Here is a 22,179-nt window from a genome sequence, read left to right on the forward strand (position 1 = left end):
CGCCACCACCCGGTGGCGGGCCTCACGCCGTGTCCGCCCGTCGGGCCGCTGCGACGGGCGGGCCCGCCGGTGCGGGATACTGGGGGCGGCCGGGGTGACCCGGCAGTATGAGCGAGAAAACCGGAAGGGCTCGAAGTGACTGAGATCGAGATCGGGCGAGGCAAGCGCGGACGCCGGGCGTACTCCTTCGACGACATCGCCGTCGTCCCCAGCCGCCGTACGCGGGACCCGAAGGAGGTCTCGATCGCCTGGCAGATCGACGCCTACCGCTTCGAGCTGCCGTTCCTGGCCGCCCCGATGGACAGCGTGGTCTCCCCGCAGCAGGCCATCAACATCGGCCGGCTCGGCGGGCTCGGCGTGCTGAACCTCGAAGGCCTGTGGACCCGGTACGAGGACCCGCAGCCGCTGCTCGACGAGATCGCCGCGATCACCGACGAGGCCGCCGCCACCCGCCGCCTCCAGGAGATCTACACCGCGCCGATCCAGGCCGACCTGATCGGGCAGCGCATCAAGGAGGTCCGCGAGTCGGGCGTCGTGACGGCCGCCGCGCTGTCCCCGCAGCGGACGGCGGAGTTCTCCAAGGCCGTCGTCGACGCCGGCGTCGACGTCTTCGTCATCCGCGGCACCACCGTCTCGGCCGAGCACGTCTCCGGTGCCGCCGAGCCGCTCAACCTCAAGCAGTTCATCTACGAGCTCGACGTGCCGGTCATCGTCGGCGGCTGCGCCACGTACACCGCCGCGCTGCACCTGATGCGCACCGGCGCGGCCGGCGTGCTGGTGGGCTTCGGCGGCGGCGCCGCGCACACCACCCGCAACGTGCTCGGCATCCAGGTGCCGATGGCGACCGCGGTGGCCGACGTGGCCGCCGCGCGCCGCGACTACATGGACGAGTCCGGCGGCCGCTACGTGCACGTCATCGCGGACGGCGGTGTCGGCTACAGCGGCGACCTGGCGAAGGCCGTGGCCTGCGGCGCCGACGCCGTGATGATCGGTGCGGCGCTCGCCCGCGCCAGCGACGCCCCGGGCCGGGGCTTCCACTGGGGCATGGAGGCCGTGCACGACGAGCTGCCGCGCGGCAAGCGCGTGGACCTCGGCACGGTCGGCTCCACCGAGGAGATCCTCACCGGCCCGTCGCACACCCCCGACGGCACGATGAACCTGTTCGGCGCGCTGCGCCGCGCGATGGCCACCACCGGCTACTCGGAGCTCAAGGAGTTCCAGCGGGTCGAGGTCACGGTCAACCCGGCGCTGCACAGCTGACGGCTGCGTACGCAGGCGGCCCCCACCGGACTCCGGTGGGGGCCGCCGCGCGTTCCGGGCCCGGTCAGTCGCGGACCATCCGCCGGGTGAGCACGAAGCCCTCGAAGACGGCGATCCCGTAGAAGAGGGCGTCCATGGCCGCCAGGTTGGCCTTCCAGCCCTCCAGGACCAGGTCGACCTCCGCACCGAGCAGCTCGCCGACCGACAGCCCGGTGAACTCGTGCAGGTACAGCGTGACCCCGAAGACCTGGCCGAGGAACAGCGCGAGCACCGACAGCACCGCACCGGCCACCGGCAGCACCGGGTTGCGGCCGCCGATCCGGCCCAGCGGCCAGGCGATGACCGCGGCCACGCCGAAGACCAGCCAGCCGATCTCGTGATCGATGGCCTTCATGACGAAGCCGTAGGCGAGCCCACCGACCAGGGCCGCACCGACGGCGGCCGCGACCGCGCCGCCGGGGTTGGGCCGCCGTGCCACGGTGGGCAGCGGGGCGTAGGCGTACGGCGCGGGGGCGCCCGGCATGCCGGGGGCGACATAGCCGGCCGGGGCGTCGTCGTGGTGCGCCGGGATGGTGAAGTGCGGGGCGGCGGCCGGGCCCGCCTGGCCGTCAGGGGCCGGTACGGGTGCGGTCATGGTGGATCCCCCCAGGGAAGTGCGGTGCGGTGTGGTGTCGGTCTGTCAGATGTGCCGCCGCCCACGGCGCTGTGGATCGGCGGCGTCGAAGATTAGCAGCGCGGATGTGGGCTCCGACACAGTGTTTTGATCACAGGTCGGGCACAGAGCGCCGGGCGGGTGCGGCCCGGGAGCCGGGGCCGCCGGGGCGGCGGCCGGACGGCGGCCGGACGACAGGACCGGGGCGGGTGGTCGCGGGCCCCCGGGGCAGGGGATGATGGAGGCTTGGCGTCCGCAGCCCGGCGACGGGCCGACACGCCGTCACTTCGACCGCCGGCACCACATGGGGGAACACGCCAAATGACCGAGGCGCAGAGCTCCACGGGCCGTCTCCTGGCCGGACGTTACCGGCTGGACGCGGTGCTCGGGCGCGGCGGGATGGGCACCGTCTGGCGGGCCGAGGACGAGATGCTGGGCCGGGTCGTCGCGGTCAAGGAACTGCGCATGCACGGCGGCGTCGACGAGGAGGAGCGGCACCGGCTGATCGTCCGGACGCTGCGCGAGGCCAAGGCGACGGCGCGGATCAGGCACACCGCCGCGGTCACCGTCTTCGACGTGGTCGAGGAGGACGACCGGCCGTGGATCGTCATGGAGCTGGTCGAGTCCCGCTCGCTGGCCGAGGTGATCAAGGAGGACGGGCCGCTGGGCCCCGTCCGCGCCGCCGGCATCGCGCTCGACCTGCTCGGCGTGCTCGGGGCCGCGCACAGCCACGGCATCCTGCACCGGGACGTGAAGCCGTCCAACGTGCTGATCGGTGAGGACGGCCGGGTGGTCCTGACCGACTTCGGCATCGCCAGCGTCGAGGGCGACCCCTCGGTCACCTCCACCGGGATGCTGGTCGGCGCCCCCTCCTACATATCCCCCGAGCGGGCCCGCGGGCAGAAGCCCGGTCCGCCGGCCGACCTCTGGTCGCTGGGCGGCACCCTCTACGCGATGACCGAGGGCCGCCCGCCGTACGACCGGGGTTCGGCGCTCGCGACCCTGACCGCCGTGATGACCGAGCCGCTGACCCCGCCGGTCAACGCCGGGCCGCTGCTGCGGCCGGTCATCGAGGGCCTGCTGGAGAAGGACCCGGCCCGCCGCCTGGACGCCTCGGCGACCAGGGCGATGCTGAAGCGGATCGTCGCGCAGGACACCGTACGGGCCGAGTCGACCACGCAGCAGGCGCTGCCGCCGAAGGCCGTCGGCGCTCCGGCGCCCGAAGCGCCGAAGCGCCCGGTGGGCGGCCTGCTCGGGACGGTACGGGTGGGCAGCCGCTCCAAGGCCGGGCCGTCGCCGGAGGCGCCCGTCCCCGCGTCCGTTCCCGCCCCCGCCGCGCCGCCGGCCGTCGAGCAGTCCGCCTCCTCGACCGGCGTGTGGTCCCGGGGCGCGACGCTGAGCGCGCGCGGCGGCGGCCCGTTCGGCCGGCCCGGGAGCGGGCGCCGGCGCGCGGTGATCCTGGCGGTGGTGCTGGTCCTGCTGATCGCCGGGGCGGTCGCGGCGGCGCAGGCCCTCGGCGGCTCGGACGGGAAGCACAGCGGCGCCGCGCCGTCCTCCGAAGCGGCGCCGGGCGCCGCGGCGGCCGGATCGCCGTCCCCGCCGCCGGCGCAGTCACCCGCCCAGGACGCGGCGGCGAGTACGCCGCAGGCCACCCAGGCCACCCAGACCGCGGATCCCACCCAGGCCGCGCAGACCACGCCGGCCGCGCCGGCCACCCAGGCGGCGCCGCCCGTCACACCCGCCGCGCCCGTGCTGCCGGCCGGCTACCGCGAGTACCGGGACGCGTCCGGCTTCAGCCTCGCACTGCCCGACTGGCTGGCCGACAGCGGCGCCGACTACGACAGCACCAGCCGCAGGTTCGAGGGCCGGGGCGTGAAGCTCGTCGTCGACTGGACGCAGCCCGCCGGGGCCAGCGCCCTCGCCGACTGGCAGAACGCCGAGTCGGGGATGCGGGTCAGCAACTACCAGCGCGTCACCCTGCAGGCCGTCACCTACCGGCAGTGGACGAACGCCGCCGACTGGGAGTGGACGTACGGCAGCTCCACCCGGATGCACTCGCTCAACCGCGGCTTCGTCACCGGCGAGGGCAAGTACGGCTACGCGCTCTACTGGACGACGACGGACGCCGACTGGGCCACGCCCGACGTCGCGCAGGCGCGGCAGACCGGGTTCGACAGCTTCCAGCCGGCGCCGTAGGGCCGTCCGCGCCGGTGAGTGCCGTCGGCCGGCCGGCGGAACCGCCGGTGGCGGCTCGCCGTCCTCGGGGTACGGCAGCCGGTGCGTGGTGAGCACCGGCGCGCCCCGGCGGAAGTGGCCGGGGTGTCGGGCGGCGGCTGACGCCACCGGTTCCTCGCCGGGTGCGATGGTGGCCTCGACGGCCCGGACGGCAGCGGCCCGGCCGTCACCGCTGCTGTGGCCGGCCACGTCGAAGGCCGCGTCGACCGGATCGGTCCGGCCGTGCAGCGAGCGTACGCAGCTCGGCCACGTACGCTGGCGGTGACGAGAGGACAGGCATGCTGGCGGGCCCGGGGCAGGTGTTGGCAGGGCGGTACCGGATGACGGACCGTCCGGAGTACCTGCGGGTGCTCGCGACGGACGAACAGAGCGGCACCTTGGTGCAGTTGCGGGGCCTGGAGCTGCCCGGCCTGATCGCGGGCGGTACGGAGCCGGACGACCCGGTGCCCGCCCAGGGCAGGCGGCTCGCGCAGCGGGTCGCGGCCGCGGCGGCCGCCGCGCCGGCCCACCCCCGGCTGCTCAAGGGGGGCGCGCCCTTCACCGACGGAGACGTGCTGTGGACGGTGGAGGAGCACCCGCCGGGTGTCCCGCTGGCCGCCCTCGCGACGGACGGACCGGTGCCGCCCTACCGGGTCGCCGAACTCGCGTCGGACCTCGCCGGCGCGCTGCGGGCGCTGCACGAGGCGGGGCTGACGCACGGAAACCTCTCCGCCGACACCGTGCTGGTCTGCGAGGACGGCGCCGCCCTGCTCGGCGGCCTGGACGCGGGCGTCGCCGAGGAGGCGCTCTGCGAGGAGCTCGGCGGCCCGGCCGGGCGCCGCCGGTACGAGGTGCGCGCCGGGCTGCTCGGGCCGCTGGCCGAGCGCTGGCCGATGGACGGCGGCCCGGCCGGGGACTGCTGGGCGCTCGGCGTCCTGCTGTTCCGGCTGCTGACCGGCACCGGCCCCTACCCGGAGGACGACCTGCCCACCCTGCTCGCCGCCGTCCGGGAGGACCGCCGCGGCTCCGTGCACGACTGCGGCCCGCTGGGGCCGCTGGTCGGGCGCCTGCTCCAACCGGACCCTGCCGCCCGGCCGACGGCGGTACAGGTCTGGCAGGAGCTGACCGGGCTGCTGGTCGGCGCCCCGGAGCCGTACCGGGGCGGGCCGCCCGTGCTGCTCCCCGTGCTGCGCCCGGAGGCGGGCCCGCTGGTGCCGCGTCAGGACCGCGGCCGGCCCCGTCCGGAGCCGGTGGCGGGCGAGGGCGGTCCGCCCCGCCGGGCGCCCCGGGTGCCGCCGGCGCTGCTGGGGCCGCTGCTGGTGGCCGGAGTGCTGGTGGCGCTGGTGCTGGGCGTGTCCGCGGTGGTGTTGTTCGCGGGCTGACGGACGGCGCGCCGGGTCACATCCCGGTCACGTGGCCGGGGCGGGGGATCCGCCGTGGGCCGTGGAGCCTAATCTGTGCGTGTTACTTGTTCGAACGGTGATCAGCCGTGCGCCGGGGCCGTCCGTCACGATGACGGCAGGTGGATGAGGGGGAGCGGTCGCCATGGGCGTTCAGGATCGGCCGGAGGCGGCGGCCGTCGAGCGGCTGCTGGCAGGCCGGTACGAGCTGGGGGAGCGGCTCGGCCGGGGCGGCATGGGCACCGTCTGGCGGGCCCGGGACCGGATGCTCGACCGCGAGGTCGCCGTCAAGGAACTGACCGTCAGCCACCTTCCCGAGGACGAGCTGGAGATCCTCAACGCCCGGATGAAGCGGGAGGCCAGCGCCGCCGCCCGGATCAAGCACCCCGGCGTGATCACCGTCCACGACGTGCTGGAGCAGGACGGCCGGCCGTGGATCGTGATGGAGCTGGTCGACGGCCGCTCGCTGGCCGACGTGATCAGCCAGGACGGCACCCTGCAGCCCCGGGAGGCCGCCGAGGTCGGCGCCCAGGTGCTGGCCGCCCTGCACCGGGGCCACCAGCTCGGCGTGCTGCACCGCGACGTCAAGCCCGGGAACGTGCTGCTGGAGCGCGGCACCGGCCGGGTCGTCCTGCTGGACTTCGGCATCGCCACCTACGAGGGCTCGGCCGAGCTGACCCGCCCCGGCGACCTGGTCGGCTCACCGGACTACCTGGCGCCCGAGCGGGCCCAGGGCGAGCGCCCGGGCCCGGCCTCCGACCTGTGGGGCCTCGGGGCGACGCTGTACGCGGCCGTGGAGGGGGAGTCCCCGTTCCGCCGCACCTCGCCGATCACCACGCTGGCCGCCGTCGTCGCCGACCCGCTGCCCGAGCCGCGCCGGGCCGGCGCGCTGGGGCCGGTGCTGGCGGCGCTGATGGCCAAGGACCCGGCCGACCGGCCGTCGGCCGACGAGGCGCTGCGGATGCTGGCCGAGGTGACGGCCGGGCACACCATCGGCTTCCAGCGGGTGCCGAAGGCCGCCCAGAAGATGCCGACCCAGCTGGTGCCGGTGGTCGACCGCACCGAGGCCGCCGACGAAGCCACGGACCAGGCCACGGACCAGGCCGGCGACCAGGGCGCCGACCGGGCCGCCGCCGGGCCGGCCGTCGAGGAGCCCGTCACCGTGCCGCGCCCGGTCGCCGCAGCCGGGGCCGCCGGCGCACCGGTGCGGCCGCGCGGGCGGTTCGCCCTGAAGGTGGCGGCGGCGGGCCTGGCGGCCGCCCTGCTGGCCGGGGCGGCGGCGTACGTCGCGACCACCGGGCACGGACCGGGCGAGGGCCCCGGCCCCGCTCCCACCGGGCCGACGCCGTCCCAGTCCGCGACGCCGGGCCCGGCCGCGCCGGCCGGCTACCGGTGGGCGGACGACCCGGGCGGCTTCCGCTTCCTGCTGCCGGTCGCCGGCGGGGTCTGGCAGCGCACCACGGACAGCGGCAACCAGATCTTCTACAGCCCCGACAACAAGGTGCACTACCTGCAGTTCGCCGTCACCGTCGGCCAGTCCACCCGCCCGCTCGACCACTTCGAGCAGATGGAGGCGACGGTCTCCAAGCTGAAGGACTACCGCAAGGTCAAGATGGCCGACGCCCGGGTCAACGGCCACGACGCGGCGGTGTGGGAGTTCACCTACGCGGCGAAGGAGGGCGGCCGGCGGCACGCGATCGAGGCGGAGTTCATCGACGACCAGGGCACCGCGTACGCCGTCTACCTGTCCTGCCCGGACAAGGACTGGACCGAGGGCGAGCAGCGCTTCACCACGGTGCTGAACAGCTTCGAACCCACCCGCTGACCGCGGCCCGGCGGAGCCCCGACACGGACAATTCTTGTTACCGACGGGTACCGGGCGGGGCGCCGAGCGCCTAGGCTTCGCCGCATGACGGACCTCACGGCAGATGCACAGGCTCCCGCCCGGCCGGGGCGCAACCCCGCCGCGCCGGGAGGCGCCCGTACGATCGCCTCGGCGGTGACCCCGGCCCTGGTCGCCCGCCTCGCCGCAGGCGTCACCGCGACCGGCGAGCCCGCCGTGGTGGAGACCACCGCGCCGCTCACCGGCGAGCGCCTGGCCACCCTGCCGCAGTCCACCCCGGCCGACGTCGAGGTCGCCTACGAACTGGCCCGCCGCGCCCAGCGGAACTGGGCCGCACTGCCCGTGCGGCGGCGCGCCGCCGTCCTGCTGCGCTTCCACGACCTGCTGCTCAGGCGCCAGGACGAGGCGCTCGACCTGATCCAGGCGGAGACCGGCAAGGCCAGGCTGCACGCCTTCGAGGAGGTGCTCGGTGCCGCGCTGGCCGCCCGGCACTACGGCCGCAGCGCGCAGAAGTACCTGCGCGACCGCCGCCGCGGCGGCGCCGTGCCCGTCCTCACCCACACCGTCGAGGCCCGCCGCCCCAAGGGCGTGGTCGGGCTGATCTCGCCGTGGAACTACCCGCTGGAGCTGTCGGTCAGCGACGCGCTGCCCGCGTTCGTGGCCGGCAACGCGGTCGTCAACAAGCCGGACACGCAGACCGCGCTCACCGCGCTGTGGGCCCGCGAGCTGCTGATCGAGGCCGGCCTGCCCGCCGACCTGTGGCAGATCGTGATCGGGGACGGCCCGGTGATCGGCCCGGCCGTGGTCGAGCACGCCGACTACGTGTCGTTCACCGGCTCCACCCGCACCGGCCGCGAGGTGGCCCGGCAGGCCGCCGCCCGGCTGGTCGGCGCCTCGCTGGAGCTCGGCGGCAAGAACGCCCTGCTGGTGCTCGCCGACGCCGACCTGGACAAGGCCGCCGACGGCGCCGTCCGGGCCTGCTTCTCCTCCGCGGGGCAGCTCTGCATCTCCGTCGAGCGGCTCTTCGTGCACCGCGCGGTGGCCGACGACTTCCTCGCCCGCTTCGCGGCCCGGGCCCGCGCGCTGCGCCTCGGCGGCGGCCTCGCGTACGGCGCCGACATGGGCTCGCTGGTCTCCGACCGCCAGCTGGACGTCGTCACCCGGCACGTCGAGGAGGCCGTCAAGGGTGGCGCCACCGTGCTGGCCGGCGGGCAGGCCCGCCCCGACCTCGGGCCGCTGTTCTACGAACCGACCATCCTGGACGGCGTCACCGACGCGATGGCGGTCTGCACCGAGGAGACCTTCGGCCCGGTCGTCTCGGTCTACCGCTTCGACACCGAGGACCAGGCCGTCGAGGCCGCCAACGCCACCCCGTACGGCCTGAACTCCAGCGTCTGGACGAAGGACGCGCGGCGCGGCCGGGCGGTCGCCGCCCGGCTGCACACCGGCACCGTCAACGTGAACGAGTCGTACGCCGCCGCCTACGGCTCGGTCGCCTCGCCGATGGGCGGCATGGGCGACTCCGGCCTCGGCCGCCGGCACGGCTCGGAGGGCATCCTGCGCTTCACCGAGGCGCAGACCATCGCCAGCCAGCGGCTGCTGCCGATCGCCCCGTCCTTCGGCCTGGACGACGAGAAGTTCGCGGCCGTGTTCACCGCCGGGCTGAAGGCGATGAAGGCCTTCCGCCTGAAGTAGGCCGGTCGGTGCGGGTCGGTTCGGTCGGTCTCTTCGAAGGAGCAGCGGGCAATGACGGCGACACCTGTGACGGAGTACGACTACGACGTGGTCGTCGTCGGCTCCGGGTTCGGCGGTTCGGTCACCGCGCTGCGGCTGACCGAGAAGGGGTACCGGGTCGCCGTCCTGGAGGCGGGCCGCCGGTTCCGGGCGGACGAACTGCCGAAGACGTCCTGGGACACCAGGAACTACCTCTGGGTGCCCGCCCTCGGCCTGTACGGAATCCAGCGGATCCACCTGCTGGCCAACGTCCTGGTGCTGGGCGGCGCCGGGGTCGGCGGCGGCTCGCTCAACTACGCCAACACCCTGTACGTGCCGCCGAAGGCGTTCTTCGAGGACCGCCAGTGGCGCCACATCACCGACTGGCAGAGCGAGTTGGCGCCGTTCTACGACCAGGCGCAGCGGATGCTCGGGGTCCGGCTGAACCCGACGGTCACCCCCGCGGACGTCCACCTCAAGGCCGCCGCCGAGAAGATGGGCGTCGGGGACACCTTCCACCTGGCGCCGGTCGGGGTGTTCTTCGGTGACGGCGAGGACGCCGACGGCGCGGTGCGGGCCGCTCCGGGCGAGGCGACCCCGGACCCGTACTTCGGCGGGGCCGGCCCGGAGCGCCGGGCCTGCACCGAGTGCGGCGAGTGCATGACCGGCTGCCGGCACGGCGCGAAGAACATGCTGACCGAGAACTACCTGTACCTCGCGGAGCAGGGCGGCGCCGAGATCCACCCGCTGACCACCGTCGCCCGGATCCGCGAGCAGGGCGAGGGCTTCGCCGTCGACGTGCGGCGCACCGACTCCCGCTCCAGGGACCGCGCGAAGGCCGGCGCCCGGACGATCACGGCGGCCCGGGTGGTGGTCGCGGCCGGCACCTACGGCACCCAGAGCCTGCTGCACCGGATGCGCGCCGACGGCCACCTGCCGGGCATCTCGGCCCGGCTCGGCGAGCTGACCCGCACCAACTCCGAGGCGCTGGTGGGCGCGCAGACCACCGACCGGCGCTACGGCTCGAAGGCGGACTTCACCAAGGGCGTCGCGATCACCTCGTCCATCCACCCGAACGACACCACCCACATCGAGCCGGTCCGCTACGGCAAGGGATCCAACGCGATGGGCGCGCTGTCGGTGCAGCAGATCCCCGGCGGGGGCCGGGCGCCGCGCTGGCTCACGTACGCGATCACGGCGGCCACCCACCCGGTCAACTTCGCCCGCTCGGTGAACCTGCACCGGTGGTCGGAGAAGACCATCATCGGCCTGGTGATGCAGACACTGGACAACTCCATCACCGTGTCGCTGAAGCAGAAGGGCTTCGGCAAGGGCAAGCTGACCTCCAGCCAGGGCCACGGCGCACCGAACCCGACCTGGATCCCGGCCGCCGAAGAGGGCGCCAGGGCGCTCGCGGCGGAGATCAACGGCTTCGCGGGCAGCAGCGTCGGCGAGATCTTCGACATCCCGATGACCGCGCACTTCCTCGGCGGCTGCCCGATCGGCGACGCGCCGGGGACGGGCGTCGTCGACCCGTACCACCGGCTGTACGGGCACCCGGGGATCAGCGTGGTGGACGGCTCGGCGGTCTCCGCCAACCTGGGGGTCAACCCCTCCCTCACCATCACCGCGCAGGCCGAGCGGGCGATGTCGATGTGGCCCAACAAGGGCGAGCCGGACGGCCGCCCCGCCCAGGGCGAGGAGTACCGGCGGGTCGCCGCGGTGGCCCCGGTGCGGCCGGCGGTACCGGCGGGCGCGTTCGGCGAGCTGCGGCTGCCGCTGCTCGCGGTGCCCGAGGTGCCGCGCCGGCGGGCCGACGCGGAGCCCGGCTGACCGCACCGGCCCGCGCTCCGGGGCCGGTCGGCACGTTCCGGGGCCCATGGACTCCCCGGCGCCCGATGGGATAGACAGGGGCTCACCGGGGGACCTGCGAAGACGGGGGATGCGGGTATGGCCATCTGCGTATCGTGCGGCGCGGCGTCGGCGGAGGGGGCCCGGGGCTGCGCCTCGTGCGGGCGCCCGCTCGCACCGCCGCCGCCACTGCCACCGACCGCCCGGCCCGCCCTCGGGCCCCCGCCCACCGCCCCGCCCGCAGTCGGTAGTTGGGGCAGCGGCACGGTGCTGGAGCCGGGCGCAGCCCGCCCCGCCGTCCTGCGCCGGCTGACCGCCGCCGACTGGCGGCCCGCACTCCGGGCCGTCGTCGCGCCGACCGGGCTGCTGCTGCTCGCCGCCCTGCTCGCGGCCCTGCCGTCGAGCTACGGCGGTGCGTTCGCGGCGCCGTTCGGCTCCCGCTTCGGTGCCTCGCTCGCGGCCTCGCTGGCCGCGCTCGGTGCGCCGTTCAGGCTGCCCCTGCTGCAGCCGATGGGCGATCAGCCGGCCCTCACCGTCGACCATCTGCTGCGGGTCGTGCCGATGACGGTCACGATCCTGTGGCTGCTGGCGCTCTGGCTCGGCCTGCGGTCGGCGCAGCGCCGCCGGCAGGCCCGCACCGGGGAGCAGCTGACCGGGCGCCGCGCCCTCGACGAGGCGGTGCGCACCGGGCTGGTCGCGGCGGCCGTCACGCTGCTGCTCGGCACGGTCTGCGGCGCCCGTTGGCTGCCCCCGCTGGGCGAGGACGGTTTCACCGACTCCTCCGGCGGCCTGTTCTCGGGCTCCGGCTTCGCCCCGGAGGCCGGCTGGCCCGAGGCGGTGGGCTGGACGTTCCTGCTCGCCGGGCTGGTCGCGCTGGCCGTGTACGGGACGGACGCGCTGCGCTGGGCGGCCTGGCGCAGTCCCGGCGTGCGGGGCTGGGCCGTGGCCGGGCTGACGGCCGGCCGGGTGCTCGCCGCGCTGGTGGGCGTCGCCTCGCTCGCCGCTCTCGCGGTCGTCTCGGCACAGGACGCCGAGGGCATGACCTGGGCGTCCCTGGCGTTCCTGCCGAACCTGGGCCTGCTGCTGGTCGCCTTCGGCTCGGGTGCGACCGTCGAGGCGCGGGACCAGCAGGACGGGGCACCGGCCTACCTGGGCGGGCAGACCTCGCGGGGGACGCAGGCGTCCTTCTTCGACCTGGAGGACTTCGCCGCCGACTGGCGGTGGGCCGGCCTGCTGGCCGTGGCGGCGGCGCTGCTGCTCGGCTGGACGGCGTTCCGGCGACGCCTGGACACGGCGGACCGGATCAGGCTGGCGGTGGTGTACGCGGGCGGGCTGAGCCTGTTGGCGCTGCTCGCGGGCGCCCGGCTGACCACGAGCACGCCCGACCTCGACGGCTGGGGGGTCTCCCTGTCGGGCGGCGCCGCCACCTCGCGCTCCTCGGTGGGCGTGGCCTTCGCCACCGTGCTGGCGGTGAACGTGATCTGGGCCGCGGTCGGCGCGCTCGGTGTACCGCCGCTGCTGGCGGCCGTGCTGGGCCGCGGGCCCGCCGCCGGGGCGGCTCCGGCCGGGCCCGGGGCGCCGGCGCCCCGGCAGGCGGTGGACGACGAAGGCCTTGCGGCGCCCGCCGGGTACGTCCCGTCCGCGGTGGTGCCGGCCCCGACGGACCTGCTCGACTCGCACGGGCGCCCCGGGCAGGGCCCGGCCGCACCCGGCGGCCCGGGGGCCCAGCACGCTGGCGAGGACTCCTCGGTGTGGCGCAGGCAGGACCCCCCGGACGCGTAGCGGCGGTGCGCGGGACCGGCGCGGCGGTGGGCGGGAACGGGCAAAGGGCCCCGCGGGGGAACGGGGCCCTTTGTCGCTCAGCACTCGGCGTCAGGGCTGCGCCGGTGCTGCGGTGACGGCGCCGGGGGAAGAGCGCCGTCGGGTCGGATGGTCTCGGGGTGCCGCGCCGGCCCCCGGCGCGGATGAGCCGGTGCGCAGCGCGTGTGCGTGGTCGAGCGCGGCCCGGCGCGCAGGTCTGCGCGGGCGGACGCTCACGGAGCGTGAGGTGATAACCGTTGTCGCCGTCGGTTCGCGGCGGCACCGGAACGGACCGGCCGCCGACCTTGCCGCGGTCGTCGGGCGAACCCCCTCAACCAGCATCGTGCTGGACGAAGGCCTTGATCTGCAACCGATTCGGCACACTTCGGCCCAGCGGATTTTTGCCGCGGCCCGGGGCCGGGCCTGCGCCGGGACGCGTGCGGCGGGCCGGACGGCCCGTGCGGAGGCCGCCGGAGACGGTGAGGCGTGATCACGTTGCGTAGCGAGCGGCGCGCCGGGGCGCAGGGGACGCGCGTAGCGGCGTGCCACCGTGGGGGAGGTGCGCCGGTGGAAGAGCCGGGCGGAAAGCACGGGGCGGGACGGGCCGGGAGGGGATGGGGACGGGCCGGGAGGGGATGGGGGCGGGACGAAGGAGGGGACGGGGGCGGGTCAGGGGGTGGAGCGGCCGGCACCCGGGCGTCCCCGGGCACCGGCCACCCCACCTCCTTGACCGCCCAGTCGCGGCCGGGGTCGCTGTCCCCTGCTGGCCGGCCGCGGCACCCGCGCACGGTCCCACGGCGGGCCGCTCCCGGTCTGGCCGGGACGACGGCGGCGCCACGTGCGCCGGTGGACTGGGGTGAGAGCTCCACGCGTGGTTCCTGCAAAGCCCGTACGGCACACCCCGGGAAGCGGGGCCTCGGCGGCGCACCTGGGGGGTGCGGCGCGGTCGTACGGTTGTCTGGAGCAACGATCCGGCGCCCCCGGCGGTCACGGCGCCAACAGGGTGAAGCGGCAGCCCGCCACCGGGCAGCCGGAGGCCCCCGCGAGGGCCGGTAGACTGGGGGCAGACACCCCCACATGCCATCCGCCGCAGCCCTCCGGGCGACGCTGCGTGTGGCACCTCCCGTTCCGCTGCCGGAAGGCCGTTCGTGTCCTCTGCTACCCCCGACCAGTCCGTACTGCCGGCCGACACCGTCCTGGTGGTCGACTTCGGTGCCCAGTACGCCCAGCTCATCGCCCGTCGTGTCCGTGAGGCCCGGGTCTTCAGCGAGATCGTGCCGAGCACGATGCCCGTGGAGGAGATGCTGGCCAAGAACCCCCGGGCGATCATCCTCTCCGGCGGTCCTTCGTCGGTGTACGCCGAGGGCGCCCCGACCGTCGACCGGGCGCTGTTCGAGGCCGGTGTCCCGGTCTTCGGCATGTGCTACGGCTTCCAGCTGATGGCTGCGACGCTCGGCGGCACGGTGGACGACAACGGCGCCCGTGAGTACGGGCGGACCCCGCTGGTCGTCTCCAAGACCGGCTCGACGCTGTTCGAGGGCACCCCGGCCGAGCAGTCGGTGTGGATGTCGCACGGCGACGCCTGCTCGGCCGCGCCGGAGGGCTTCACCGTCACCGCGTCCACCGACGTGGTGCCGGTCGCGGCCTTCGAGAACGACGAGAAGAAGCTGTACGGGGTCCAGTACCACCCCGAGGTGATGCACTCCACGCACGGCCAGCAGGTGCTGGAGCACTTCCTGTACCGCGGCGCGGGCATCGAGCCGACCTGGACCACCACCAACGTGGTCGAGGAGCAGGTCGCGCTCATCCGCGAGCAGGTCGGCAGCAAGCGCGCGATCTGCGGGCTCTCCGGCGGCGTCGACTCCGCGGTCGCCGCGGCGCTCGTGCAGAAGGCCATCGGCTCGCAGCTGACCTGCGTCTACGTCGACCACGGTCTGATGCGCAAGGGCGAGACCGAGCAGGTCGAGAAGGACTTCGTCGCGGCCACCGGCATCCAGCTCAAGGTCGTCGACGCCGAGGAGCGCTTCCTCGCCGCCCTCGCCGGGGTCAGCGACCCCGAGACCAAGCGGAAGATCATCGGCCGTGAGTTCATCCGGGTCTTCGAGCAGGCCCAGGCCGAGATCGTGGCCGAGGCCGGCGCCTCCGGCGAGGACGTCGCGTTCCTCGTCCAGGGCACGCTCTACCCGGACGTGGTCGAGTCGGGCGGCGGCACCGGCACCGCGAACATCAAGTCGCACCACAACGTCGGCGGCCTGCCCGACGACATCGAGTTCGAGCTGATCGAGCCGCTGCGCAAGCTGTTCAAGGACGAGGTCCGGATGGTGGGCCAGGAGCTCGGCCTGCCCGAGGAGATCGTCCAGCGCCAGCCGTTCCCCGGCCCGGGCCTCGGCATCCGGATCGTCGGCGAGGTCACCAAGGAGCGCCTGAACCTGCTGCGCGAGGCCGACGCCATCGCCCGCGAGGAGCTGACGGCCGCCGGTCTCGACCGCAGCATCTGGCAGTGCCCCGTCGTGCTGCTCGCGGACGTCCGCAGCGTCGGCGTCCAGGGTGACGGCCGCACCTACGGCCACCCGATCGTGCTGCGCCCGGTCTCCTCCGAGGACGCCATGACGGCCGACTGGTCGCGGGTGCCCTACGAGGTGCTGGCGAAGATCTCGACCCGGATCACCAACGAGGTCGACGAGGTGAACCGCGTGGTGCTGGACGTCACCAGCAAGCCGCCGGGCACCATCGAGTGGGAGTAGTCCCCGCGCAGGATTGAACGGCCGCGCCGTCGCACCCGTACTCAGGGGAGCGACGGCGCGGCCGTTGGTGGTGCGGGGCGCCCACGGGGTGGGCCCTCCCACCGAAAGCGCCCGGCACCGGGCAGAATCGGACCGGACCTGTCAGTCGCTGACGGGCCGTGAGGGAAGGTGGAGGGATGTCGGAGGGAAGCAGGGACGCGGCCGGCAACGACCCGGCCGGGACGGGGCACGGCAGCAGTAGCAGCGGGCTCGGCCGGGTCGGTCTGCTCAAGGGGCTCGCGTCGCGGTACGCGCTGCTGCCGCTGCGGCTCTTCCTCGGGGTGACCTTCGTCTACGCCGCACTGGACAAGCTCTCCGACGCGCACTACCTGGCGGGCGCCGCGGACCCGGCCTCGTTCGTCTCGCAGACCCAGGCGGTCAAGGCCGCCAGCCCGGTCTCCTTCCTGCTCGGGCCCGCCCTCGACAACCCGACCTTCTTCGCCCTGCTCATCGCGTTCGGCGAGCTGGCCGTCGGGCTCGGCACCCTGTTCGGCCTCTGGGGCCGGCTGGCGGCCGCCGGCGGTGCGCTGATCAGCGCCAGCCTCTGGCTCACCGTCAGCTGGGGCGTCACGCCGTACTTCCTCGGCAACGACCTCGCCTACCTGATGGCCTGGACGGCCCTGGTGCTGGCCGGCACCCCGTACCTCTCGGTCGACGGCTACCTCGCCGCCCGGGCCGGCCGCGACCGCGCGCGCGGCCTCGCCGACGAGCAGATCCGGCGCCGGGCCCTGGTGGACGGCGGTATCGCCGCCGTCGCCATCGGCGGCGCCGGGCTGCTCACCGGCTCGCTCACCGCGACCTTCGGCCGGGACAGGACCGTCAAGCCCCGCCAGACGGCCGCGCCGACGCCGGGGACCACCGGCGCCGCCCCCGTCTCCGTCGCCGTCTCGGCCGTCCCGGTGGGCGGTTCGGCGCAGGTGAAGGACCCGGCCAGCGGCGACGCCGTGTACGTGGTCCAGCCGACGGCCGGCCAGTACTGCGCCTTCTCCGCGGTGTGCACCCACTCGGGCTGCGCGGTCGACGCCCCGAAGAACGGCCAGCTGTACTGCCCGTGCCACGGCTCGAAGTTCGACGCGGCCACCGGCGCCGTGGTCAACGGACCGGCCACCAAGCCGCTGCCGAAGTACAGCGTGACCAAGGACGGCGACAAGCTGAACCTCGGCCCGCTGCAGAGCTGATCCGCGGCGCCCGGTCAGCCGTTCGCGGCGCGCCCGGCGTACACGGCGTCGGCGAAGTCCGCGACGGCCCGGTTGTAGGCGTCCGGCTGCTCCATGTTGGGGTAGTGGGCGGCGCCCTCGACGGTCATGGCGCGGCCGTCGGCGACGGCGCCCGCGAAGTGCTCGGCCAGTGCGGCCAGCTCGGGTGTGTCGAGGGCGCCGTTCAGGGCCAGGACGGGCACGGTGAGCTCGCCGGCGCGCTCGCGGGTGCCGGGCACCGGGGTGTGGTGGTCCGGCTCGCCGGCGGTGTGCTTGGCGAGGGTCCGTCCGGCCATCGCGCCCAGCCGCTGCAGGACGTCGGGACGGACTGCCTCCAGCGGGCGCCGCGGGCCGGCCGCCCAGAGCAGGAACGCGTTCGTCCAGCCCTCGATGTCGCCGGCCGCGAGGGCGCCGTACTGCGCCGCGCCGACCTCCTTCGCCCACGGGTCGGCGAAGTCGAACCCGGGGGCGCCGCCGCCGCTGAGCACCAGCCCGGCGACCAGGCCGGGGTGCTCCAGCGCGGTGTCGACCGCGGTGATCGCCCCCATCGACAGTCCGACGAGTACGGCCGGGCCGGCGTCGAGCCGGCGCAGCAGCGCGGCGAGGTCGTCGGTCTGGCGGAACGGCGCGGTGGCGTTGGCGGAGGCGCCGTGCCCGCGGGCGTCCGGTGCGATCACCCGGTGGCGGCGGGCGAGGGCCGGCACCTGGTCGTCCCACATGGTGTGGTCGACGAAGCCGGCGTGCAGGAGCACCAGCGGGCGTCCGGTGCCGGTGTCGCGGTAGGCGAGGAGCCCGTCGCCGCTCTCGAAGGTGAAGGTGTCAGAGGCCTCAGTCATGACAACCAAGGTGCCATGTCTGCCGAATATTGACAACCCAGGTGTCACTTTTCCCGGAATTCGGCACCCGAGGTGTCATCATGGCCGGGTGACCGCCAACGACCCGCCCCTCGCACCCGACGACCTCCCCGACCGGCTCATGGAGGTGTTCGCCCTGGTGGGGCCGCTGTACCGGCGCGTGCAGCGCAAGGTCGAGCAGGACGCGCCGATCCAGGGGCTCTCCGTCGGCGTCCGCGCCGTCCTGGACCTGCTCCGCGAGCACGGGCCGATGACCGTCCCGCAGATGGGCCGGGCCCAGGCGCTGAGCCGCCAGTTCGTCCAGCGCATGGTCAACGACGCCGCCGCGCAGCACGTCGTCGAGACCTTCCCCAACCCCGCCCACCAGCGGTCCTCACTGGTGCGGCTGACCGACCACGGCCGCGCGGCGATCACCGCCGTCACCACCCGCGAACGGGCCCTGCTGCTCCGGGCCGGCGGCGACCTCACCGAGGCCGACGTCGCGGCCTGCGTCAAGGTCCTCGCCCGGATGCTGGAACTCTTCGACGACGTGGACGTGAACTGAGCCCCGCCCGGCCGCCGCGCTACCGGTGCTCGCCGCCGGGCCGCTCGCCGTCCAGCAGGCCCAGCCCGCGCAGCTGCGCGTCGAGGTCCCCCTCGGGCGTGCCCGGCGCCGCCGGCGCCCGGTACCCCTCCGTCCGGCCGCGCCGGGACATCGCCAGCACCGCGGCGGCCAGGCCGCCCGCGCCCAGCACGATGAACGTGACCGGGATGACTATCCGCCCGTTCACCGAGAAGTCGTTCAGCGCCGCCACCAGGTAGAGCGTGGCGATCACGGTGAAGAGCCCGCCCGCGATCAGCGAGAACAGGTCGAGCCGGTGCTTCCTCATCCTTGGACCACCTTGATGTCGCCGAACCCGACCGCCAGCGAGAGGTCGAGCGTGCCCTTCGATGCCTGTCCGTTCAGCGGTTGCAGCTGGTAGCTGCGGTCGTTGCTCCCGTCGGTGTCCTCGACCCCGGTGATCTGTACGTTGCCGAGGATGTGCCGGGCGCGCACGCTGACCACGACATCCGGGGGTACGGAGACCGTCAGGTCGCCCGCGCCGAGCCGGACCCCGGTGGCGAGAGTGCCTCCGGCCGGGTCGAGCCCGCGCAGGTCGAGGGTGATGCTGCCGGCGCTCAGCCGGTACTCCGACTGCAGCTCCGCCGCCGACACCGGGGCCCAGGCCCGGTCGCCGAAGGTGTCGCCCAGCTGGATCCGGGAGCCGCCCGTGGCGGCCAGCGCGACCGTCAGCAGCAGGGCGGGCACCACCAGCCCGCGGGCCCGGCCGAACTTCGCGCCGACCAGCAGCGTCAGGCCGATCCCGAGCAGCAGGGTGGCCAGCACCGTGCTGAGCAGGACGGTGCCGGCCCGGCCCTCCTGCGGGGCCCAGATCGCGGCGGCCACCCCGACGGTGACCAGCAGGCCGAGCGGGCCGAGGAACGAGCGCCGGTGGCGCGTCACGGCGGCTGACGGCGCCGGCGCGGCGGGCGCCGCCGGGCCGGCCTTGCGCAGCGGGTCGCCCTCCGGCAGGTCGGTCCGCTGCCACCAGGGCCTGGCCGGGCCACCGGGGGCCGCACCCTGCCCGCCGTACGGGTTGCGCTCGGGGTGGCGCGGGTCCCACAGGTAGCCGGTCGGGCCGGCGTGCGGGACGTCCGGCGGCACGGTGCCGGCCTCCCGCTCCCGGGCGTGCTGCTCGCGGACGCCGCGGACGCGGTCCTCCACGCCCCCGTAGGGCTGCGGGTACTCGCCGTCGTACGGGCCGCCCCGGCGGCGGCGGTGCGGCCACCGGCTGCCGCGCCGCGCCCGCCGGTGCTCCGGGTCGTAGCGCACCGCGAGGAAGACCAGCCCGCCGAGCAGCAGCAGCGGGAACATCTGCCCGCCGTCGCCCATCGAGGAGAAGAACACCCCGGTGCCGATCACCGTCAGCAGCACGGCGCCGACCGACTGGCCGTCCACCCGGCCGGTCAGCACCCGCTGGAGTTCGGTGCGCCCGCCCCGGCCGGCCGCGTCCTCGACCGGGACGATCAGCCAGGCCAGCCCGTAGAGGAAGAGGCCGAGGCCGCCGGAGAGGCAGAGCACCGCGATCACCACCCGGAACACCACCGGGTCGATGTCCAGGTGCCGGCCCAGGCCGCCGCACACACCGGCCACCACGCGGTGGTTCTCGCTGCGGGTCAGCGGCGGGCGTTCGGCTTCCGGCGGGGCGGCGGGGGCCGTCGCCGGCGTCTGGTCGTCGGTCATGTCACCATCCTGCTGGCCCGGCGGCTCCAGCCCAACCGGCCACGGCCCTGTCCGGACCCTGACTTGTCCCTGAGGGATCCTCGGGGCCGGACCCTGATGCGCCGGGCCCCGCGCACATGTGACCATCGGTGCGTGGCAGCACCCGGCACCGATCCGAACCCCCTCGTCCCTGACGCACCGTCGGCGGCGGGCTCCGACCCGGCCTCCCCCGTCGAGAGCCGGCCGCCCTACCGCAGGCTCTACCGGAGCCCGCACGGGCGGATGCTCGGCGGCGTCGCGCACGGCCTCTCCGTCCACCTCGGGCTGCCCGTCACCTGGGTGCGGGCGGCCTTCGTGCTGCTGTTCTTCGCCCAGGGCATCGGCGCGCTGCTGTACGCGGCGTTCTGGTTCGTGGTGCCGATCGGCATCGGCGAGCCCGCCCCCGGCAGCGCGGGGCACTGGGCGTACGTCAACGGCGCCTTCGTGCCGGTGGGGCCGGGCGGCCAGGGCGGCGGCGTCCTGCGCAAGGGCGGCCAGGGGCGGGTGGCCCGGCTGCGGGAGCTGCTCCAGCGCACCTTCCAGGGCGAGCCCGCGGCCCTGGCCGGACCGGCGGCCGCGGAGGCGGCGGAGCGGCCCGGGGAGCGGGCCGGCCGGCAGGGGTTCGGCCAGCTCGCCGCGCTGGTGATGCTGGTGATCGGCATCGTGGCGCTGCTCAACGCGCTGAACATCCAGACCGCCAAGCCGTACACCTGGCCGCTGCTGGCGATCGGCGTCGGCGTCGCGCTGGTCTGGCGGCAGGCCGACGACTCGCGCTGGCAGCGCTGGTTCGGGCTGGAGGAGGGCGAGCGGCGGCGCGGCGCCTACACCAGGGTCGGCGCGGGCGTGCTGCTGGTGGTGGCCGGCATCATCGGCTTCCTGGTCCTCCAGGGCACCGGCTCCACCCTCGGGTCGGTGATCGAGGCCTCGCTGGCGGTGCTGGCCGGCGTGCTGGTGCTGGTGGGCCCGTACGCGCTGCGGATGTGGCAGGACCTCGGCGCCGAGCGCACCGCCCGGATCCGGGCCCAGGAGCGGGCCGAGATCGCCGCCCACGTGCACGACTCGGTGCTGCACACCCTCACCCTGATCCAGCGCCGCGCGGAGGACCCGAAGGAGGTGCTGCGCCTGGCCCGCGCCCAGGAGCGCGAGCTGCGGCTGTGGCTCTACCGCCCGGAGGCCGCCGCCGAGGCCGCGCCCGACACCCTGGCGGAGCGGCTGCGCGAGGTCGTCGCCGAGGTCGAGGACCGGCACGGCGTGCCGGTGGAACTGGTCTGCGTCGGCGACTGCCCGATGGACGAGCGGATCTCGGCACAGATGCAGGCCGCGAGGGAGGCGATGGTCAACGCGGCCAAGTACGGTGGCGGGGGACCGGTCCAGGTCTACGCCGAGGTGGAGGGGCGGACGGTGTCGGTGTTCGTACGCGACCACGGCCCCGGCTTCGATCCCGACGAGGTGCCCGAGGACCGGATGGGCGTTCGCGAGTCGATCATCGGCCGGATGAAGCGCAACGGCGGCACCGCCAAGGTGCGGCCCGCGCCGGACGGCGGGACCGAGGTCGAGCTGGAGATGGAGAGAACTGATGACTGAGCCTGCAGGTGGGGCCATGGGGGTACCCCCGGCCGAAGGCGGGGGGAGAGTGGCCCGGGTCGTCCTGGTCGACGACCACCGGATGTTCCGCACGGGTGTGCGGGCCGAGATCGGCCGCACCGAGGTGACCGGGATCGACGTGGTCGGCGAGGCCGACGACGTCGAGTCGGCGGTGAAGGTGGTCGCCGCGACGAAGCCGGACGTCGTGCTGCTCGACGTCCACCTGCCCGGCGGCGGCGGGGTCGAGGTGCTGCGGCGCTCCGCCTCGCTGATGGGCGACCCACAGGGGGTGCGCTTCCTCGCGCTGTCCGTCTCGGACGCCGCCGAGGACGTGATCGGCGTGATCCGCGGCGGTGCGCGCGGCTACGTCACCAAGACCATCACGGGCACCGACCTGGTCAACGCGATCTTCCGGATCTCCGACGGCGACGCCGTCTTCTCCCCCCGGCTGGCCGGCTTCGTGCTGGACGCCTTCGCGGCTACCGACACCCCGCCCGTCGACGAGGACCTCGACCGGCTCACCCAGCGCGAGCGCGAGGTGCTGCGGCTGATCGCCCGCGGCTACGCCTACAAGGAGATCGCCAAGCAGCTGTTCATCTCCGTCAAGACGGTGGAGAGCCACGTCTCGGCCGTCCTGCGCAAGCTCCAGCTGAGCAACCGTCACGAGCTGACCCGCTGGGCGACGGCCCGCCGGCTGGTCTGACCCCGCGACAGGAACGCACGCGGGCCCGCCGCTCCGGTACCGGAG

At 75.1% G+C, this 22,179-nt stretch carries 16 protein-coding genes and 1 pseudogene; 13 read left to right on the plus strand and 4 right to left on the minus strand.

What is annotated here, in order from left to right; all coding sequences use genetic code 11:
• The first annotated feature begins 135 nt into the window (after nucleotides 1–135).
• Nucleotides 136–1,260 carry a GuaB3 family IMP dehydrogenase-related protein gene (locus ACFUK0_RS33730; protein ID WP_380256647.1) on the plus strand — a complete coding sequence of 375 codons (1,125 nt, stop codon included), beginning with the start codon at nucleotides 136–138 and terminating at the stop codon, nucleotides 1,258–1,260.
• Nucleotides 1,261–1,324: 64 nt separating this feature from the next.
• On the opposite strand, the gene ACFUK0_RS33735 is transcribed toward ACFUK0_RS33730, so the two are convergent.
• Nucleotides 1,325–1,894: a hypothetical protein gene (locus ACFUK0_RS33735; RefSeq protein WP_380256649.1), complete on the minus strand. Its 570-nt coding sequence runs from the start codon at nucleotides 1,892–1,894 to the stop codon at nucleotides 1,325–1,327.
• Between the two features lie 339 nt (nucleotides 1,895–2,233).
• Between ACFUK0_RS33735 and ACFUK0_RS33740 the strand changes: the two genes are divergently transcribed.
• The 9 genes and pseudogenes from ACFUK0_RS33740 (at nucleotide 2,234) to ACFUK0_RS33780 (ending at nucleotide 16,694) form a co-directional block, all read left to right on the plus strand.
• The gene (locus tag ACFUK0_RS33740; RefSeq protein WP_380256651.1) at nucleotides 2,234–4,108 is read left to right on the plus strand and encodes a serine/threonine-protein kinase; all 1,875 of its coding nucleotides are present in this window, start codon (nucleotides 2,234–2,236) and stop codon (nucleotides 4,106–4,108) included.
• A gap of 359 nt (nucleotides 4,109–4,467) precedes the next feature.
• On the plus strand, nucleotides 4,468–5,508 hold the full coding sequence (locus tag ACFUK0_RS33745) for a hypothetical protein (RefSeq protein ID WP_380256653.1): 1,041 nt from the start codon (nucleotides 4,468–4,470) through the stop codon (nucleotides 5,506–5,508).
• A gap of 163 nt (nucleotides 5,509–5,671) precedes the next feature.
• The gene (locus ACFUK0_RS33750) at nucleotides 5,672–7,351 is read left to right on the plus strand and encodes a serine/threonine-protein kinase (protein ID WP_380256655.1); all 1,680 of its coding nucleotides are present in this window, start codon (nucleotides 5,672–5,674) and stop codon (nucleotides 7,349–7,351) included.
• Between the two features lie 84 nt (nucleotides 7,352–7,435).
• A complete protein-coding gene (locus ACFUK0_RS33755) occupies nucleotides 7,436–9,064 on the plus strand; it encodes a succinic semialdehyde dehydrogenase (protein ID WP_380256657.1) in 1,629 nt (542 codons plus the stop codon).
• Nucleotides 9,065–9,115: 51 nt separating this feature from the next.
• Nucleotides 9,116–10,915, plus strand: a complete 1,800-nt coding sequence (locus tag ACFUK0_RS33760; protein ID WP_380256659.1) for a GMC oxidoreductase — start codon at nucleotides 9,116–9,118, stop codon at nucleotides 10,913–10,915.
• A 117-nt stretch (nucleotides 10,916–11,032) separates the two neighbouring features.
• Nucleotides 11,033–12,715: a hypothetical protein gene (locus ACFUK0_RS33765; protein WP_380256661.1), complete on the plus strand. Its 1,683-nt coding sequence runs from the start codon at nucleotides 11,033–11,035 to the stop codon at nucleotides 12,713–12,715.
• Nucleotides 12,716–13,881: 1,166 nt separating this feature from the next.
• Nucleotides 13,882–15,477, plus strand: coding sequence for a glutamine-hydrolyzing GMP synthase (guaA, locus tag ACFUK0_RS33770; protein WP_380256663.1), 1,596 nt, complete (start codon nucleotides 13,882–13,884; stop codon nucleotides 15,475–15,477).
• A gap of 176 nt (nucleotides 15,478–15,653) precedes the next feature.
• Nucleotides 15,654–16,199, plus strand: a pseudogene (locus tag ACFUK0_RS33775) (DoxX family protein); the annotation flags it as partial.
• 234 nt (nucleotides 16,200–16,433) lie between these two features.
• Nucleotides 16,434–16,694 (plus strand): Rieske (2Fe-2S) protein, encoded by a 261-nt coding sequence (locus ACFUK0_RS33780; protein WP_380256677.1) that lies wholly within the window; start codon nucleotides 16,434–16,436, stop codon nucleotides 16,692–16,694.
• Between the two features lie 14 nt (nucleotides 16,695–16,708).
• Here the strand turns inward: ACFUK0_RS33780 and ACFUK0_RS33785 are convergent, their stop codons facing one another.
• Nucleotides 16,709–17,548: an alpha/beta fold hydrolase gene (locus tag ACFUK0_RS33785; RefSeq protein ID WP_380256665.1), complete on the minus strand. Its 840-nt coding sequence runs from the start codon at nucleotides 17,546–17,548 to the stop codon at nucleotides 16,709–16,711.
• An 88-nt stretch (nucleotides 17,549–17,636) separates the two neighbouring features.
• Between ACFUK0_RS33785 and ACFUK0_RS33790 the strand changes: the two genes are divergently transcribed.
• On the plus strand, nucleotides 17,637–18,110 hold the full coding sequence (locus tag ACFUK0_RS33790; protein ID WP_380256667.1) for a MarR family winged helix-turn-helix transcriptional regulator: 474 nt from the start codon (nucleotides 17,637–17,639) through the stop codon (nucleotides 18,108–18,110).
• Nucleotides 18,111–18,129: 19 nt separating this feature from the next.
• Here ACFUK0_RS33790 and ACFUK0_RS33795 read toward each other — a convergent pair whose 3' ends face one another.
• Nucleotides 18,130–18,435, minus strand: coding sequence for a hypothetical protein (locus tag ACFUK0_RS33795; RefSeq protein ID WP_380256669.1), 306 nt, complete (start codon nucleotides 18,433–18,435; stop codon nucleotides 18,130–18,132).
• Nucleotides 18,432–19,829, minus strand: coding sequence for a PspC domain-containing protein (locus ACFUK0_RS33800; protein WP_380256671.1), 1,398 nt, complete (start codon nucleotides 19,827–19,829; stop codon nucleotides 18,432–18,434). The genes ACFUK0_RS33795 and ACFUK0_RS33800 overlap by 4 nt, the downstream gene beginning before the upstream one ends.
• Nucleotides 19,830–19,961: 132 nt before the next feature.
• Between ACFUK0_RS33800 and ACFUK0_RS33805 the strand changes: the two genes are divergently transcribed.
• Together ACFUK0_RS33805 and ACFUK0_RS33810 are read left to right on the plus strand one after the other, a co-directional pair.
• On the plus strand, nucleotides 19,962–21,431 hold the full coding sequence (locus ACFUK0_RS33805) for a PspC domain-containing protein (protein ID WP_380256673.1): 1,470 nt from the start codon (nucleotides 19,962–19,964) through the stop codon (nucleotides 21,429–21,431).
• A complete protein-coding gene (locus ACFUK0_RS33810) occupies nucleotides 21,424–22,134 on the plus strand; it encodes a LuxR C-terminal-related transcriptional regulator (protein WP_380256675.1) in 711 nt (236 codons plus the stop codon). The genes ACFUK0_RS33805 and ACFUK0_RS33810 overlap by 8 nt, the downstream gene beginning before the upstream one ends.
• Nucleotides 22,135–22,179: the final 45 nt, after the last annotated feature.

Origin of the sequence: Kitasatospora sp. NPDC057223, from assembly GCF_042669755.1 — a bacterium.
Taxonomy (GTDB): domain Bacteria; phylum Actinomycetota; class Actinomycetes; order Streptomycetales; family Streptomycetaceae; genus Kitasatospora.

Bases quoted from the DNA above. Each gene is read 5' to 3' on its own strand.
- ACFUK0_RS33810 (WP_380256675.1), top strand. From the start codon at position 21,424: ATGACTGAGCCTGCAGGTGGGGCCATGGGGGTACCCCCGGCCGAAGGC.
- ACFUK0_RS33750 (WP_380256655.1), top strand. From the start codon at position 5,672: ATGGGCGTTCAGGATCGGCCGGAGGCGGCGGCCGTCGAGCGGCTGCTG.
- ACFUK0_RS33740 (WP_380256651.1), top strand. From the start codon at position 2,234: ATGACCGAGGCGCAGAGCTCCACGGGCCGTCTCCTGGCCGGACGTTAC.
- ACFUK0_RS33795 (WP_380256669.1), bottom strand. From the start codon at position 18,435: ATGAGGAAGCACCGGCTCGACCTGTTCTCGCTGATCGCGGGCGGGCTC.
- ACFUK0_RS33735 (WP_380256649.1), bottom strand. From the start codon at position 1,894: ATGACCGCACCCGTACCGGCCCCTGACGGCCAGGCGGGCCCGGCCGCC.
- ACFUK0_RS33800 (WP_380256671.1), bottom strand. From the start codon at position 19,829: ATGACCGACGACCAGACGCCGGCGACGGCCCCCGCCGCCCCGCCGGAA.
- ACFUK0_RS33755 (WP_380256657.1), top strand. From the start codon at position 7,436: ATGACGGACCTCACGGCAGATGCACAGGCTCCCGCCCGGCCGGGGCGC.
- ACFUK0_RS33760 (WP_380256659.1), top strand. From the start codon at position 9,116: ATGACGGCGACACCTGTGACGGAGTACGACTACGACGTGGTCGTCGTC.
- ACFUK0_RS33785 (WP_380256665.1), bottom strand. From the start codon at position 17,548: ATGACTGAGGCCTCTGACACCTTCACCTTCGAGAGCGGCGACGGGCTC.
- ACFUK0_RS33745 (WP_380256653.1), top strand. From the start codon at position 4,468: ATGACGGACCGTCCGGAGTACCTGCGGGTGCTCGCGACGGACGAACAG.
- ACFUK0_RS33765 (WP_380256661.1), top strand. From the start codon at position 11,033: ATGGCCATCTGCGTATCGTGCGGCGCGGCGTCGGCGGAGGGGGCCCGG.